Here is a 15,693-nt window from a genome sequence, read left to right as displayed (position 1 = left end):
GATCACATTACAATATCTTTCAGGACCGCCGCCAGCAGGGTGGTGGTCATGAGAATAGATAACCGTTTGATCCAGCGCATATCGGTGGTCAGAGTAACAACGTCATTTCTGAGGCTGTCCACAGCCGAAGTTAATCGGAAATTCATTTCACTGAGAGCGACATCCAGCTTATCCACCTTGGCTTCTAACTGATTAAAACGGATGGCCAGTTTGTCCGTTTTTCTTTCAACATGGCCAAGCCGCTCGTCTATCTGATGTACTTTTGTTGTGAGCTGACCAAGCCGCTCATCTATGTGATCGACTTTGGTTGTAAGCTGGCCGAGCCGGTTGTCTATTTGATCAACTTTTATTGAAAGCTGGCTGACCCGGCTGTCTGTCTGGTCGACTTTCAATGTAAGATTGCCGAGTCGATCATCCATCAGGTCGACTTTGGTCGTAAGGTGACTGACCCGATCGTTTGTCTCGTCGACTCTGGTCGTAAGATGGCTGACCCGATCGTTTGTTTCGTCGATTTTAGTCGTAAGGTGGCTGACTCGATCGTTTGTTTCGTCGATTTTGGTTGTAAGGTGGCTGACCCGATCGTTTGTTTCGTCGACTTTGGTCGTAAGGTGACTGACCCGATCGTTTGTTTCGTCGACTTTTGTTGTAAGGTGTCTGACCCGATCGTTTGTTTCGTCGACTTTGGTCCTGAGCTGGCTGACCCGATCGTCTGTCTGGTCGGCTTTTGCCTGAAGCTGGCCGAGCCGAATGTCTATATGGTTGGCTTTGGTCTGAATCTGACCGAGTTGCTTTCCAATCTGTCCGCCTGGCTGCCTCTGCTGCATATCAGTAAACACCTCCACCATCGCCTCCGCTTGCTGATCGTCGATCCCTGCCTGTTGCAGCGCTTTAAAGGCTTTGTGGGTACTCATCATTGTGCTTGTCATCACGACACCTCCCTGTGCACTTCAGCGATAACGGCATCATGACAGGCAAAAGAAGTATCGCCACTAAGCCGGTTATATTTTGCGCGTCTCGCCGAAAAATATCAATTAGTACAACAAGTAACGTGCAGCAGAGTGCGGGCTGTCTCGCAACATTTAGCTGATGGCAGGATGAGGCGACTCTGCGGAAATCCGCAGAGTCGGAAAGAGAAAAGCGGGCGTCAGGGCTGTGGCACGATTTTAATTTCAACCATGCCGATGCCCAGTTTGCGCGGATCCTGACCGGTGATATTGCCGGTGTTACTCAGCTGCGGTTCAGGTGGTGCAATCACCAGACGATGGCTGGCGCCTGGGTTATCAAAATGCAGGGTATGTGTCGATATCTCTTCACTCAGCGACAGCAGTTGCTGCTGATCGCCCACCCGAACCGGAATCGCCCGGTGCGCATTGGGGCCATACGCACGCGCGGTGATCACCAGATCGAACTTCGCGGGCAGCGCATCGATATAGTCGATATGAACCTCGGGCGCGAGATTAGCGTTAGACCAGCGTCCCCAGCTCTCTGGCCGTGAGATGCCGCTGAAGCTTTTAACACTCTCCGGCGCGCCAGGCACGTCGAGCCGGAAGCTATCGGCGCTGTAGCGAATGTTGTTATCTTCAATACGGATCTGCGCGAGGTTCTGCTGGTAACGCGCATCGCTGATAGCGCCCTCGGGGAATCGGACTTTGCCTTTCCACTGCGGTTTGTCGACATGCGTCACCGACGGCGTGCCGCCGAGCTGTCCCATCGCCACACAGAGATCGCCGGAAAGTGCCAGCGAAGGCTGCCAGAGTCGCGCCATCTTAAAACAGCGATCCACCCAGAGAAATTTATCGGCTGAGGCGAAATCCGCCAGCTGATAGCGCAGCGGTGCCGAATATTCCCCCTCCGGCATCGGCTCAACGTGCTTATCACTGATGCGGAACAGAATCGGCAATTTGAAGGTGGTCCCCGAGAAGCTGAAGATATTCTTCGCCTGATCCACCGTGAAGTTGTCTATCTTCTTCGGGAAGTTCCACAGCTGGATAATGTCGGGCTTCCAGCTCGCCACCTTACTCTTCATATCGTCGAACTGGGTGGAGAGTGAAAGCGATGAGAGGCTGCTGCGGCCCAGGCCAATCGCGTTATCGCCGCCGAGAATATCGAGCAGCGTGGCGCCGTTATCCAGCGTGCTGCGCTTCGCCTCCATCAATTCCGCCTGCGGCTTGTCACCACGGATCACCATGAAAAGATTGCGACGGGGCTGTTTGACCAGCCACGGATGCGCAGTGTTGTTCATCGCCAGATGATCCGAGCTCACCACAATCACGGTGTTTTTGAACCACGGCGACGCTTTAATGCGCGCAATCAGGCGCGCCACATGCTCCTGCGAGCAGGCGACCGCACTGAATGACTGATTCGGTTTGCCCTCAATGCTGTAGCTCCTGCGATCGCAGCTGCGTGAGATAAATCCGTCAGGATGATGGGTGTCGACGGTCAGCGTAAACAGCGCAAAAGGTTTACCGGCCTGAGAGAGTTCCTGATACTTCTCAAACACCTCATCCATTACCGTATCGTCGTAATAACCCCAGTTATTACGGTAGGTGGGATCGGCGACGCGGCTTTTCAGCTCCTGCGAACCATAAAGGTTAGCGGGATCAAAACCGTGTGATTTCAGGAAGACATCTTTCCCGGCGAAACGCAGATCGGCACCCTGAATAAACCAGTTCTCGTAGCCAGAGTTTTTCAGGATGTCGCCCAGACAGACGTTCTGAGGATAGAAGCTGGAGAGCGATGCTGACGCATTGCCATCAAACGGGGCAAACAGCGGAATGCCACACTGTGAGGCGACCATGCCCGCAATGGTGTAATCGGTACCTGGCAGCTGTTCGGTTTCGCTGAAGTCGATGCTCTGCTCTTTCTGCCGGCTCAGCTCCGGCGCTAAGCCGGGAAAGGCGATAGGGTCAAAATAGGTGCGCTCTAGGCTTTCACCATAGATGTAAACCACGTTGAGGTGCGGCTGTTCAATGCGATTACGCGGCACTTTATAGAAGTTGTCGAAGTCAGAATCTGCCAGTTGGGTATGCGACACAATCAGGGTCGCGACCTGGCGAAAGGCCGGGGTGGTCTGCACCGAGCCGAGTGCACAGGCGGCGGCCAGCAGCGACCAGCCCATGTGATGCGGACGCTTACGCCGCCGCAGAATCCACGACAGCAGGCAGAACAGCAGAAACAGCACGATGATCAGCCCAATCGCCGGCACCACATATTTACTGACACCCGCGCCGGTCAGACTGTTGGTCAGGGTATAGAGCACCGCATCGTTGATGCCGTCACCGGTAAAATAGTTGCTGGCATAGAGGGTGGCGTTCAGCACAACGAAAAGCACCAGCAGAATAAGAACGACAATAAACCAGAATTTGTTACGCCCGGCTTTACAGGAATAGATTGCAATAGCGGCCAGAAACAACGCGACGGACACCAATTCGGACAACGGCAAATCCTCTCTTCAGGGCTACGCGAGGCTTCACGCAACCGGCCACCTTCGGGGGATGGTTTTTCGACAATCTATATTGGCTGTAATCCGGCTGCAACATATCCGGCCCGATTTGTGCGGTGAAGAGCAGATTGGTTTATTGTCATTTCAGAAGTGAGGTTATCAGGCGTGACGGTGGCTGGCGCGCACCGTCAGCAGAGCAGAAGTCAGGGCGATTTTCAGAGTTTGCCGGTGAGATATTGTGCTTCGCCGTCGGCAAAACTCCAGTCACCTTTGTCATTGGTGATAAAGCTGATCATTAAATCGTTGCCCTGCACACCACAATGCTCACGCAGCTCACGCGCCAGCTCGGCCATAAACAGCTGTTTCTGTTCACTGCTGCGTGGGCTGGTATAGACCCGTACCATCACCAGATTATCGCTCCGGCTGAATCCCAGTCCGGTATCCTGAAACACCATCTGGTAGTGCTTGTTTTCCTGAACAATCTGGTAGCGATCGCGTTCCGGCACCTTAAAGGCCGTGAGCACGGCGCGGTGTGCCGCATCCAGCAGTGTACGAAGCTCTGATTCTGAACGACCCTGGATAACATCAAATTGTAGCAGTGGCATAGCGGATTCCTCCCGGTGATTAAGAACCTTATGGTGACCCCTTTATCCGGCGGGAAAAAGCGCGTAGCCTGAAATGATTATTCACTATAGTGAACAATCACGATGAAAGAGATGAAAACGGATACGCTGTGGGATCATCTGCACTGGCTGACCGTACTGGCAGAGCAGGGCAGCTTTACCCGCGCGGCAGAGCGGCTCGACGTCAGCAAAGCGGCGATGAGTCAGAAAATTAAAGAGCTGGAGGAGATGGCCGGTGTGTTGCTGGTACAACGCACTACGCGCAGCGTGCGGCTGACCTCTGCCGGTGAGAAGCTGGTGGAGGAGCTACGCGAGCCTTTTGCCCGCATTGAACAGAGTTTTTTCAGCGTGCGGGATACCGCCGGGCCGGTGCGTGGCCTGGTGCGCATTACCGCACCGGTGGCGTTTGCCCGTCAGCAACTGGTGCCGATTATCGGTGAATTTCTGCGTGATTATCCGCAGGTGCGTCTGCAGCTGGATGTGACTGACCGCATTGTGTCGCTGAGCAGCGAGGGATTTGATCTGGCCATTCGACACAGCGACACCCTGCCGGAAACCCACGTGGCACTGCCGCTGTGTGACACGCGGACATTACTGGTGGCATCCCCCGCCTATCTCAACGAACAGGGGATACCGCAGTCGCCGCAGGATCTGGCGCAGCATAACTGCCTTTACTATCCACGCGGCGTCGAATCACCGCGCTGGCGATTTACCACCTCCGCGGATAGCGAACAGGTCCAGATACGGATTCAGGGCAGCTTTGCCACTAACAACAGCGAGTCGATACGCGATGCGGCCCTGCAGGGGTTAGGGATCGCTATGCTGCCCGATTTCAGCGCCCGGGAGGCGCTGGCAGCAGGGTCATTGCAGCAGGTGTTGCCTGCGTGGCAGCCGGTTGAGGCCTTTGCCGCCCGCCTGTGGATCGTACGACCCTGGGCGGCGCAGGTGCCCCGCGCGGTCACCACGTTTACGCACTGGCTACGCGCGCGCTTTGACCGTTGAAGGCAATGCCAGCGCAGGTGGCGTGGTGTGCATCATCTCGCCAATCAGGCTGCTGCGGTTATATAAACCAAGCCGCAGATTGAAGTCGAGATGCAGCCGCTCGTTGCCGGTTAATTTTATAATGGGTGGCGGCGTCTGTGGCCGCTGCTGAAACATCACAGACTGCGCAAAGGCGCTGCTGCTGTCGGCATGCAGGCGCTGATAGAACCAGGCGCTGGCTTCACTTTTACGCAGATAGAGATTCGCCCGCCGGTATTCCCGCATCGCAACCTGCTGCGCCAGCGACAGGAGCTGACGAGACGGATTCTCCATATTCTGCACAATCAGCGGAAAATCATCACGCTTCTTCAGCTCATGGAAATAGTTGCGGATACCGACGTTTTTAACCGGCGCCAGCTGTTTCAGCCATTCGCGGATAAAGGGATTTTGCGGGGCGGCAGCAAGAAACCAGCTCTCGGTGACCGGTGCAAGCAGGTTCAGCGTCGATTGCTCGTTATAGTAACCAATGAGATCCATTGACCGCGCTTCGTGAACGCGATGCACCCAGGCGAGATTCTCAAACAGCAATGTGCTGCAATCGATGCCGATGCCGCCATAACGGTGAATCAGCTCAAGCCGGATGATTTCACTTTTATGTGCCAGCGTCAGATCGGAAGAGATAAAGTTAAGATCGGGCAGCCACTGCGACAGGGTGCGCTGCGTAATCAGATAAACCTGGTGGTCGGGGTTGTCCCGCCGGATTTTACTGATATTCAGCGCCATCGAGGCAGGCAGGTGATCGTTATGCCAGACCATCCAGACGATTTTTGGAATCTCCGGCAGATCTTTCTGCTGTGCGATCAATACAACATTATCCTCCTGACCCGGATCATATTCCGGAGCCTGACAGAGTTTCTGCTGTTTTCTATTCCATAACATCTGGCTACTGAACGATATTCTTTTCCAGTTACGCCAGATTTTATGCGCTGGACGTTGGCGATGTGAAGTCATGGTACACCTGTTATTTTTATTTTCCCGTCATAGTGCAGGCTCTGCCCGTTCCGCCAGAGGCGGGAACGGCCGGAATGACATACTGGCTGCAATCCCGATGAGTGCGGGAATTAATGAATAGTTTTCCCTGGTGGCGACGCAGTGCTGGAGCGCGCGATAGTTTCCTCACGGCTGTTTAATTGCACTGCACCTTTTTAATAAAACATTATTTACACATTAGCTATGTCTTTTTTTGACTTTAGGATAATACGGAAATAATCCGGTCACGTTATGAAAATAATAATGTCGTCACTGTTAATCATTTATTTAAATGCGGGAATAAACGCACTTAAGGAATATCTGAATATTATTCTTAACCTGCGCATTATCCTGCGGCCCGGGCCACAGGAACAGTGGCTATTGTACTTAACTGGTGGTGTAAGCCCGGCTCATCAATCCGCGGAATCAGACAGCCTGAAGAGGATTGTCTACGCTTAAGAAGAACTTACTGAGAAAGGAGCGCGCATGCAGAGTGAATCTTACGGGTTACTGGCGGTTGATAAGCAGGGCAATCGCGTCCTGTTTCTTAATCCGGAAACCTTCGCGGTCGAGCGGGAACTGAACGCTTTTCCACCGCGGCCGCATGAACTCCTGATGCTGGCCCCCTGGGGTAAAGCCTATGTACCCATTTTTGGCGACGGCGTTCATGGTAATAACCCGCATCCGGGTCACAAAGTGGCGATTATCGATTTACAGCGTCGGGAGATCAGCGGCTTTATCGATCTGTCGCCGCTGCGGGCACCCCACAGCGGGCAGCTGGGCCGCGATGGCAAAGTCTATCTCTGCTGTGAGCAGAGTGCCGCAGTGGCGGTGATCGATCCGCAGACCGACAAAGTGGAACAAATCATTCCAGTTCCTTCTCACAACGCGCATCGCCTGACGCTGTCACCCAGCGGCCGCAAGCTGTTCACCGATAACGAAGAGGATGCGACCATCACCGTGGTGGATCTCTGTGAAGCAGAGGGGCGGGTCATCGACACCATCCTGCTGCCCGGTCCGATTGCGGGCATCGCTGCCTCTCCGAAGCACCCCTATCTGGTCGCCAGCGCCGCTGATGCACCGTTGCTCTATGTGATCGATCGGCAAAGCCACCGCATTCGCCAGCGCCTGACGCTGCCGGGTCATGAGCGGCCCTGTCAGGTGGTACGCTTCAGCGCCGATGGCGAGCAGCTGGTGGCGATAGGGGATCAGGAACCACTGGTGACGCTGTTTGACGATCTGCTGAATCCGCTGGGCGACATCCGGGTAGGTAACATGCCGATGGACGGCTGTTTTACGCCAGACAGGCAACAGCTGCTGATTGCCAATCAGGATGATGGCACGCTGAGCGTGATCGATCTGGCGCAGCGTAAAGTGATTGCCACGCCGCGTGTCGGAACGGGCTGTGAGGTGCTGGGTTATTTTCCAATCGGTCAGATAAACGGACGATGATAGATCGCGGAACTCCAGTGGCGGCTGCTGGCGTGCTTCTCCGCCTGCCAGCCGCGTTTACGTAATTCGCGCGCAATCATCTTATTCATGATGCCGTGGCCCAGCAGCAGCACCGTGCCATGCCGTGAGTGATCGATCAGCTTCTCTGCCGCCGCGGAGGCGCGGCTGCGCGCATGTTGCAGCGACTCCGCTTCACCCGCATACCCGCAGAACCACAATAGCCGCAACAGGGCCAGCCAGCACAGGGTAGGCAGCTGCACCGCGCCGGTTCGCAGCAGTGGCACGGCGACTTCGCTGAACACGGCATCAACCTCATGGGGCTGCAGACCGAGCTGGCTCAGGGAGGATTGTGCGCGGGGCAGGGGACTACAGACAATAAACGTAGCCTGACGGGCAATTTCGATGCTGCGCGGCGGCGGTCCGTCACTAACCTGTGACAGATCGTAGGCTTCGCACCAGTCTGCCAGTGCCTGCACGCTCTGGCGACCCGCAGCCTGGTGGTCAGGTTTACCGTGTCGCATCAGGATAATTTTCATAGCATCTCTGTCCGCCCTTTTTGTCAGGGTAACGTATTGTCTGCGCTTACAGCGATTTTTCAGAATAAATACACCTGTCATCTCATGGTCACAGGCGTGTGCGACAACAGAGCCCGATGAAAGGATTTTAGTTAGTCTTATAACGCTTAATCATAAGAGAAAATGGTAACTTATAGTCGATGGTGATTTTTTTCAGGCGATGTGTTGCGGGTAACTGGCTGAATTTGCGCTAAAAATGTGTGATGACGGGATGTGATAGTGAAGTTTTACTAATAATTTTCATCAGGATCTATTGATTTATCTACGCGCGTAGATACACTAGGTCCCCAGTGATTGCTCACGGTGCCCGATGCACAGTAGGCCCATCGATTGTTAAGTTACATTCGCTCAGTTTAAGCGACCGGTGAAAAATACACCGGCGAAATGGGGCGAAGAACAAGATTCCAACACCAGGGAATCCTTTAACCTTTCATCATGGTTAGTCAACTGAACGTCGTCACCGGGGAATTTCCGCTTTTATCAGGGAATCGACCCATGGACGGGCGTTTATCGATCTGCATACTCATTCAGGGATAGGGTTATGACGGCACACAACTCCGTTAATCAGCAGGCATCACTGTCATCCACTTCAGCCGCCGATGAGCGGTTTAACACCCCTTCAGGCCGCAAAGATTTCTGGCGCGCCACTTTCTCATGCTGGCTCGGAACGGCAATGGAGTACGCGGATTTCGCGCTCTATGGCCTGGCGGCCGGTATTATCTTCGGCGACGTCTTCTTTCCGGAATCAACCCCTGCCATGGCACTGCTCTCCAGCTTTGCTACCTGGTCAGTCGGCTTTGTTGCCCGGCCTATCGGCGCACTCTTTTTCGGCTGGCTCGGTGACCGCAAAGGCCGAAAGGTGGTGATGATCTCCACTATCATTCTGATGGGCGCTTCCACGACGTTTATCGGCTTAATCCCGAGCTATGCCTCTATTGGCGTCTGGGCTCCTGCCTGTCTGGTTCTGCTGCGCTTTACGCAGGGTTTTGGCGCTGGCGCGGAGTTATCGGGCGGGACGGTGATGCTGGGCGAATATGCGCCGACAGAGCGTCGCGGACTGATCTCCTCCGTGATCGCACTGGGTTCTAACAGCGGCACACTGCTGGCTTCGCTGGTCTGGTTGCTGGTGGTACAAATGGATCAGCAGAGCCTGCTGGAGTGGGGCTGGCGTATTCCGTTCCTCAGCAGTGCGCTGATTGCGCTGGTTGCCTTGTGGATTCGACGTCATCTGCGCGAAACACCGGTGTTTGAGCGCAGAAAAGCGGAAATGGAAGCGGAACGCGCAGGCGTACTGGCCGCTCCGGTGGTGGATCAGCGGCCTTTCTTCCAGCGTACCCGTGCCTTCTGGACCATGGTTGGCCTGCGTATCGGCGAAAATGGCCCCTCCTATCTGGCGCAGGGCTTCATCGTCGGTTACGTCGCGAAGGTGCTGATGGTCGACAAGTCCGTACCAACCACTGCGGTGTTCCTCGCGTCGTTGCTGGGTTTCCTGATCATTCCTTTAGCGGGCTGGCTCTCTGACCGCTTTGGTCGCCGGGTGGTTTATCGCGTGTTCTGTCTGCTACTGATGTTCTACGCCTGGCCCGCCTTTACGCTGCTCGACACGCGTGAACCGATGCTGGTGATCCCGGTTATCGTGGTCGGTATGGCGCTGGCGTCGCTGGGTATTTTTGGTGTGCAGGCGGCATGGGGCGTGGAGATGTTCGGCGTTCATCATCGCTACACCAAAATGGCAGTGGCTAAAGAACTGGGTTCCATTTTGTCCGGCGGAACCGCACCACTTATTGCCGCTGCTATGCTTTCTTATACCGGTCACTGGTGGCCGATTGCGGTTTATTTCTCGGCGATGGCCGCAATTGGGTTCTTTACCACCTTTGTCGCGCCTGAAACGCGAGGGCGGGATCTCAATCTGCCTGAAGATGCCATCTAGCTTTGCCTGAGGATGCCATCTGCCAGGATAGCGCGAAAAGCAGCAGGCCGTGTAAAGCGGCCTGTTTTTTTATGGAGGAACGTGATGTGCCTAAGTCGTTAACGGGAAAAGTGACCCGCAGTGAAGTTGCGAAAGCGGCAGGCACCTCAGTGGCAGTTGTCAGTTATGTCATCAATAACGGGCCTCGCCCGGTTGCCGAGGCGACCCGTCAGCGGGTACTGGAGGCGATTAAAGCCACCGGTTACCGGCCAAATGCGGCAGCACGCGCACTGGCTTCCGGTAACACCAAAACCTTCGGGCTGGTGGTGCCCAACATCGGCAATCCTTTTGTGGCCTCAATGGCGCACGTGTTGTTGCAGGAGTCGATGAATCACGGCCACGTCATGCTGCTGGGTGATGCAGGTGATGACCGCAAGCGCGAACTGGAATTAATTCAGGGATTGCTGAATCGGCAGGTCGATGGACTCTTTTACAACAGCGTCGATCGCCATCCTTACATTGACCTGATTAAAGCCAGCGGTACGCCACTTGTCATGCTGGAGCGGGTTGAGCCTCAGCCGGGCGTTAACATGCTGCGGGTCAATGAGCGTCAGGCCGCCTGGCAGGTGACGGCACACCTGTTGAGTCACGGTTATCAGCAGGTCGGCATAATCAGCGGCCCGGTCGATATGCTTAACGCGCAGGATCGTATTCAGGGCTGGCGTGATGCCATGCAGGATCGCGGTCTGCCGATTGATGAATCGCTGATGTTTCCCGCCAGCTACACCCCACAGGGCGGATACGCTGCGGCACAAACCATGATCGCCCGGGGTCGTGTGCCTCGTGCGCTGTTTACCAGCAACGAAGGTCAGGCGATTGGCGCGCTTCGCGCCTTTTCCGAACATCAGATCCGTGTGCCGCAGGATGTGGCGCTGGTCTGTTTTAACGGTACCAATCACTCGTCGTTTCACGTCCCGACATTAACGACCGTGCGCCAGCCACTGCGTGAGATGGCCCGCGCTGCGATTCATATGCTGAAAGAGGGACAGAGCGAAGCGCAATTAAAGGAGTTTCCACACTACCTTGAAATCGGTGAATCCTGCGGCTGTGAGCCGCAAAGCCAGAGTTAGCCTATAAAAATATGAAAAGAATTATTATTGACTGCGATCCCGGCAACGGTATCGCGGGTGCCAACACCGATGATGGGCTGGCGATTGCGCTGGCCTTAGCTTCACCTGCACTGTCGCTGGAATTGATCACCACCGTGGCCGGTAACACGCCATGTGAAGTTGGCGCGCGCGTCGCCAAAGATCTGATCGTCCGGCTGGGATTATCTATTCCGGTAATCCAGGGTGCGACGCAGGCGCTACAGGAAGATCCTGCGCCGTGGCGCGAGACGCTGGATAACCGGGTCAATCAGCTTGCGCTGGGTAAGATGTGGCAGGGCGTGCGTCAGCCAGCGGATATCGCGGCGGATGCGTTTGATGCTGCTGACGCTATCGGCAAACTGATTTGCGACAATCCGGGCGAGATTACCCTGGTGGCGATTGGTCCGCTGACGAATGTGGCGCTGGCAATGCAGCGCTATCCCGCTATGGCCGACGCTGTGGCGGAAATTGTCATCATGGGCGGCGTGTTTACGCTGGATGATTATATCAAAGACACTAATTTTGGCCTGGATCCGGAAGCGGCCCATCAGGTGCTGCACAGTGGTGCAGCAGTAACGCTGGTTCCGATGGATGTCACCACGCAGACGCTGCTGACCCAGCAGGATTTGACCCGCCTTACCGCCGTCGATCATCCGCTGACCGAATTTGTGCGCGACACGCTGCGTCCGTGGATCGACTATTCGATGGCGACCCGGCAACTGGCGGGATGCTGGATCCACGATGCGCTGGTGGTCGCCTGGTTGCTGAATCAGCGGGTCGCGTCAGGCATCGATTACCGGGTAGATATAGAACTGCGTCCCGGTGCGACGCGCGGCAAAAGCTGGCGTTATCGTCAGCCCCTTCGGCTCACTGTCGGTGTGCCTGAGCAGTGCGGCGCATCGGTGCATGTGCTGCATCGTGTCGATAACACGCTACTGTTGTCGATTATTGAACAGGCATTTAAGCGCCTGAAATCCTGATGTCGTGGGCGATTAACTCGCCCGCTTGCTGGCTGCGGCAGATCGGTTTCCAGAAGGGCGCTGTGGCCATCAAACGCTGACGGTATCTGTCAGTTTGTCAGCAGCATCAGGACGCGGGCAGAAGGTGCAGGGCTTGTGTGAGCTGATACCCGGCATTACATTGCTTCGCACACGTCGATCCAGCGGGCGTTAGTCAGTTCAGCCATCAGCTGTGGGGTAATGCGGACGGCGCTATGGATAGCGCCAGCGGCGGGCAGGACTTCCTCGAAACTGCGCAGTGAAACATCACAGTAAACGGTCAGCGGATTCTCGAGGCCGAAAGGACAGACGCCGCCCACCGGATGGCCGGTCCAGTTAATCACCTCGTCCACGCTCAGCATTCGCGCTTTCGCCCCCAGCGCCGCTTTCAGCTTGCGATTATCCAGCCGGGCATCGCCTCGTGTCACAATCAGCACCACGTCGTTTTTCACTTTCAGTGACAGGGTTTTGGCAATCTCTCCTGGCGTCACGCCATGGGCGCGGGCAGCCATCCCGACCGTCGCAGTGCTTTCGGCCAGTTCAATAATTTCAATTTCAGGGGCGTGTTCGGCAAAGAACTGGCGCACGGACTCCAGGCTCATCTTTCTCTCCAGGCTGATCGAAGGCGTAAAAATTGCCACAAGCCTCAGTGCCTGTAAACGAGATAAACGGAGAATTCAGCGTAATTAAGTCTGTTTAGCTGCCGCTCAGGGTGCAGTTGCCGCATTGTTCGACATCGGGAATGCGATAACGCTGGCAGCAGCTGCGACGGACCAGTTCGCCGTTGCGCGGAATCATGGTGCGGTAGAGCGGGTTTTCGCTGCCATCCAGCAGCCGCTGGTTGAAGAACAGTGCCTGCTCCAGTTGCAGCACCAGCGACTCATCGATCTGGCTTTTCAGTTCACCCAGGAACCACTGGAATGAGTAGCCCATATTGTTCCAGATGAGTCGGGCGTTGATATCACCATGCTGCGTAATACCATTAACCACCGGGATCAGATGCTGCTGAATCAGCCGATCGATACGCTGCTGAGGGTTAAGGTAGCGCGCTTCTTCATCCTCCTGCACATCGATCCAGAAAGTAGCCGGATGACCATTCTCATGAAAACCGACGCGGATATGCTCTGGCGAGCAGTCCAGCGCACGCGACTCCTGCAACAGCGCCATGATCAGTGTGGGCAGCAGCAGACCAAAATACCATTGCGCCCAGAGTGACAGCACCGGTTTCGCTTCACGAACCGCATCAGGATGATCGCGATAGAGGTAATCGCTGTAGCGCTGAATAATTGGGGTAAAGGCTTCTGATTGTGACCAGGCGGCGAGGGTCAGCGTGTCGCGCGGAGCAGGCTGGCTGAGCTTCGTCGATTCAAGCAGATAGCTGCGCTGTTGTTGCAGCCGCTCATGCAGACTTTCCGCCAGTGGACGGTCATTTTGCCGGAAGATCATCGACTGAGCGTTAAAACGCTGTTCCTGAGCTGAAACGGTTGCCATGACGACTCGCGAAAAGTGTAGATAAGAAAGCAAATGATAATCGTTATTGATTAACTCTACAAGTCGTGTAAAAAATCGTCGTTGCGGGTGGGAAAACGGCGGGGTTGAGGTCAGTTATCCGATCGGGCAGAGCAGCAGAGAGCCGGGCATATCGCGCCGAAGCCTCAGTAATTACCGATGACATTACGTTTAATTATGCATGTTCACTGGCGGTCTGATGCTGTTTTCGGGGTAAATCTTCCCAGGCGAGAATGGTATTCCGGCCCTGATTTTTAGCTACATATAATGCGCTGTCAGCATTGGCGACCGCCAGGTCAAATTCATTATCGTAAATAGGCGCGATGCCGGCACTGATGGTGACGTGGGTTGAAACGGTTTCATTGAAAAGATGGGGGATTTCTAAATCCAGCACGTACTGACGGATTCGCTCTGCCAGTTTCATGGCGATGGAACTGTTCACATTGGTCATCAATACCAGAAACTCTTCGCCGCCATAGCGGGTGACAACATCGCGTGAACGCACCGCATCACGAATTGCGACAGAGACCCGCGCCAGCGCCTGATCGCCCATCGCATGCCCGTAATTGTCGTTATAGGACTTAAAGTGATCGATATCCAGCAGCAGCACATAGTGGCTGCCAGCATGGTTTTCCAGAATATTATCCAGCCGGTTCTTAAGACCACGACGGTTATAAAGCCCGGTCAGCGGGTCGAGCATGCTGAGGTCGCTGAATGTCTCTTTCTCTTCGTAGAGCTGATGCATCAGGCGCAAAGTAAAGTTGTCGGCACGGCGGCGCATCAGATGCTGTAGTGAGAAACCAATCAGCGGCAGCGTAATGGTCAGCAGGATCAGCGGCAGGTGCTGCGCATTGTCGAGCAGCAAAACAGTGAGCACCGGTGGCGTGACATGCAGACAAAAAGCCCCCAGATAATCGCTCAGGGCGATGGCACTGATAAATAACACACTGATCAGACTGATAATAAGAAAGCCACCATCAAAATAGAACACCTGATGAAAGCGATAATTAATATGCCAGGCCCAGAGCATTCCCAGCAGCAGCGCCACAGGATTTAACAGGGGAAGTTTTACTTTAGGCCATATTAAAAGGGAAATTAACATGATGCCGCTAAAGGCCGCGACACTCATTACCGGCAGGGTCGTCTCACTTTGCTCACTGCTCATTATTGGCAGCAGATGAAATAGCGAAACGGCGATATTCAGAAACAGAAAAAGCATCACTGAAAGCCGGTATTTACTCTGTTTCAGTTCTTCATAAGATTGTAATTTCATTATAAGTACTCGTGACGACCCTGAAATACCAAAGCGCACGCCGGCAAAATCAGGTTCTGCCAGACAATGAGCAAATTATTGCTGTTGCTGTTATTAAAGGTGTTATCGGCCGCAATCTAGCATTTTCCAACTGGTCTGTCATCTTCGTTGCCGGGCGTGACAAAAACAGGCTGCAGTGCAGGCAAAACTGTCATATGATAATGGGAATGCTTATCATTTGAGGTTGGTGTCATGGGGATAGCGATTATCGCGGCCTGCGGCCTGTGGGGAGTCAGTTGGGCGCTGGGTAAAAAGCTGGATAGTGCGTGGGGCGTGTTGCTGCCGTGCATTGCGCTGCCGCTGTTCGCCTTATGGGAACCGAGCTTCAGCCAGTGGCGGATGGTGATGACGGTTGCGCTGCTGCTGACAGTCGTGATGCTGTTTAACCAGCGGCTGCGTCACTATCTGCTGCTGCCCTCCTGTCTGGCGTTAGCGGGCGGACTGGCGGCTGTCTCTGTGAATTTTCATCTGAATTAACATAAGCAGAGTGGTTAAAACCGGCGAACGGGGTAAAGCGGCTGGAAAAGGTAAAGCGACCGGAAAACAGAACAACTGGAAAAGGTAAAACGAGCAGGGTGTAAAACGAAACTACAGGGGAACAGAAGAGATGAGCGGGAAAGGCCTGAAGATGACAACGTTGGTGCGAAGAGAGGGACTTGAACCCTCACGTCCGTTAAGACACTAACACCTGAAGCTAGCGCGTCTACCAATTCCG

At 54.7% G+C, this 15,693-nt stretch carries 14 protein-coding genes; 6 read left to right on the top strand and 8 right to left on the bottom strand.

The annotated features are described in order from the left end of the window. Positions 1-2: 2 nt before the first annotated feature. From NR195_RS07945 to NR195_RS07935, 3 genes are all read right to left on the bottom strand, one after another. Positions 3-926 (bottom strand): tropomyosin, encoded by a 924-nt coding sequence (locus NR195_RS07945; protein WP_256844390.1) that lies wholly within the window; start codon positions 924-926, stop codon positions 3-5. Positions 927-1,144: 218 nt separating this feature from the next. Next, on the bottom strand, positions 1,145-3,436 hold the full coding sequence (opgB, locus tag NR195_RS07940; RefSeq protein ID WP_010251501.1) for a phosphatidylglycerol--membrane-oligosaccharide glycerophosphotransferase: 2,292 nt from the start codon (positions 3,434-3,436) through the stop codon (positions 1,145-1,147). Positions 3,437-3,657: 221 nt separating this feature from the next. Beyond that, positions 3,658-4,047 carry a tautomerase family protein gene (locus tag NR195_RS07935; protein WP_010671724.1) on the bottom strand — a complete coding sequence of 130 codons (390 nt, stop codon included), beginning with the start codon at positions 4,045-4,047 and terminating at the stop codon, positions 3,658-3,660. Between the two features lie 102 nt (positions 4,048-4,149). On the opposite strand from NR195_RS07935, the gene NR195_RS07930 reads away from it, so the two are divergent. Further along, a complete protein-coding gene (locus NR195_RS07930; protein ID WP_033787426.1) occupies positions 4,150-5,067 on the top strand; it encodes a LysR family transcriptional regulator in 918 nt (305 codons plus the stop codon). On the opposite strand, the gene NR195_RS07925 is transcribed toward NR195_RS07930, so the two are convergent. After that, positions 5,044-6,057 carry a glycosyltransferase family 32 protein gene (locus NR195_RS07925; protein ID WP_122459314.1) on the bottom strand — a complete coding sequence of 338 codons (1,014 nt, stop codon included), beginning with the start codon at positions 6,055-6,057 and terminating at the stop codon, positions 5,044-5,046. The two genes, NR195_RS07930 and NR195_RS07925, sit on opposite strands and share 24 nt — an antisense overlap. Positions 6,058-6,561: 504 nt before the next feature. Between NR195_RS07925 and NR195_RS07920 the strand changes: the two genes are divergently transcribed. Continuing rightward, positions 6,562-7,527, top strand: coding sequence for a WD40 repeat domain-containing protein (locus NR195_RS07920; protein ID WP_207254260.1), 966 nt, complete (start codon positions 6,562-6,564; stop codon positions 7,525-7,527). Here NR195_RS07920 and NR195_RS07915 read toward each other — a convergent pair. Continuing rightward, on the bottom strand, positions 7,509-8,063 hold the full coding sequence (locus NR195_RS07915) for a histidine phosphatase family protein (RefSeq protein ID WP_010671720.1): 555 nt from the start codon (positions 8,061-8,063) through the stop codon (positions 7,509-7,511). The two genes, NR195_RS07920 and NR195_RS07915, sit on opposite strands and share 19 nt — an antisense overlap. A gap of 580 nt (positions 8,064-8,643) precedes the next feature. Here NR195_RS07915 and NR195_RS07910 point away from each other — a divergent pair. The 3 genes from NR195_RS07910 (at position 8,644) to NR195_RS07900 (ending at position 12,139) form a co-directional block, all read left to right on the top strand. Beyond that, the gene (locus tag NR195_RS07910) at positions 8,644-10,032 is read left to right on the top strand and encodes an MFS transporter (protein WP_031593277.1); all 1,389 of its coding nucleotides are present in this window, start codon (positions 8,644-8,646) and stop codon (positions 10,030-10,032) included. 86 nt (positions 10,033-10,118) lie between these two features. Further along, positions 10,119-11,141 carry a LacI family DNA-binding transcriptional regulator gene (locus NR195_RS07905; protein WP_256844389.1) on the top strand — a complete coding sequence of 341 codons (1,023 nt, stop codon included), beginning with the start codon at positions 10,119-10,121 and terminating at the stop codon, positions 11,139-11,141. Positions 11,142-11,152: 11 nt separating this feature from the next. After that, positions 11,153-12,139, top strand: a complete 987-nt coding sequence (locus NR195_RS07900) for a nucleoside hydrolase (protein WP_010251479.1) — start codon at positions 11,153-11,155, stop codon at positions 12,137-12,139. A 155-nt stretch (positions 12,140-12,294) separates the two neighbouring features. Here the strand turns inward: NR195_RS07900 and NR195_RS07895 are convergent, their stop codons facing one another. The 3 genes from NR195_RS07895 to NR195_RS07885 all read right to left on the bottom strand — a co-directional run bounded on the left by NR195_RS07895 (position 12,295) and on the right by NR195_RS07885 (position 14,939). Beyond that, positions 12,295-12,759: a YbaK/EbsC family protein gene (locus NR195_RS07895; RefSeq protein WP_010251476.1), complete on the bottom strand. Its 465-nt coding sequence runs from the start codon at positions 12,757-12,759 to the stop codon at positions 12,295-12,297. A 94-nt stretch (positions 12,760-12,853) separates the two neighbouring features. Beyond that, entirely contained in the window at positions 12,854-13,648 is a 795-nt protein-coding gene (gene fhuF, locus NR195_RS07890) for a siderophore-iron reductase FhuF (protein WP_010251473.1), read from the bottom strand. Positions 13,649-13,841: 193 nt separating this feature from the next. After that, complete coding sequence (locus tag NR195_RS07885) at positions 13,842-14,939, bottom strand: diguanylate cyclase (RefSeq protein ID WP_064690539.1); 1,098 nt, start codon at positions 14,937-14,939, stop codon at positions 13,842-13,844. A 231-nt stretch (positions 14,940-15,170) separates the two neighbouring features. Here NR195_RS07885 and NR195_RS07880 point away from each other — a divergent pair, with 231 nt between their 5' ends. Next, positions 15,171-15,455, top strand: a complete 285-nt coding sequence (locus NR195_RS07880) for a DUF1435 domain-containing protein (RefSeq protein ID WP_010251467.1) — start codon at positions 15,171-15,173, stop codon at positions 15,453-15,455. Positions 15,456-15,693: the final 238 nt, after the last annotated feature.

This window comes from Pantoea sp. Ft-CA_14, assembly GCF_024520875.1.
Lineage (GTDB): Bacteria > Pseudomonadota > Gammaproteobacteria > Enterobacterales > Enterobacteriaceae > Pantoea > Pantoea agglomerans.
The sequence above is the reverse complement of the archived record's forward strand: the minus strand, read 5'-3'. Positions and strand labels throughout refer to the sequence as shown.

Coding starts and splice junctions, on each gene's coding strand:
- NR195_RS07945 (WP_256844390.1), bottom strand. CDS start 926: ATGACAAGCACAATGATGAGTACCCACAAAGCCTTTAAAGCGCTGCAA.
- NR195_RS07935 (WP_010671724.1), bottom strand. CDS start 4,047: ATGCCACTGCTACAATTTGATGTTATCCAGGGTCGTTCAGAATCAGAG.
- NR195_RS07930 (WP_033787426.1), top strand. CDS start 4,150: ATGAAAGAGATGAAAACGGATACGCTGTGGGATCATCTGCACTGGCTG.
- NR195_RS07925 (WP_122459314.1), bottom strand. CDS start 6,057: ATGACTTCACATCGCCAACGTCCAGCGCATAAAATCTGGCGTAACTGG.
- NR195_RS07920 (WP_207254260.1), top strand. CDS start 6,562: ATGCAGAGTGAATCTTACGGGTTACTGGCGGTTGATAAGCAGGGCAAT.
- NR195_RS07915 (WP_010671720.1), bottom strand. CDS start 8,063: ATGAAAATTATCCTGATGCGACACGGTAAACCTGACCACCAGGCTGCG.
- NR195_RS07910 (WP_031593277.1), top strand. CDS start 8,644: ATGACGGCACACAACTCCGTTAATCAGCAGGCATCACTGTCATCCACT.
- NR195_RS07900 (WP_010251479.1), top strand. CDS start 11,153: ATGAAAAGAATTATTATTGACTGCGATCCCGGCAACGGTATCGCGGGT.
- NR195_RS07895 (WP_010251476.1), bottom strand. CDS start 12,759: ATGAGCCTGGAGTCCGTGCGCCAGTTCTTTGCCGAACACGCCCCTGAA.
- fhuF (WP_010251473.1), bottom strand. CDS start 13,648: ATGGCAACCGTTTCAGCTCAGGAACAGCGTTTTAACGCTCAGTCGATG.
- NR195_RS07885 (WP_064690539.1), bottom strand. CDS start 14,939: ATGAAATTACAATCTTATGAAGAACTGAAACAGAGTAAATACCGGCTT.
- NR195_RS07880 (WP_010251467.1), top strand. CDS start 15,171: ATGGGGATAGCGATTATCGCGGCCTGCGGCCTGTGGGGAGTCAGTTGG.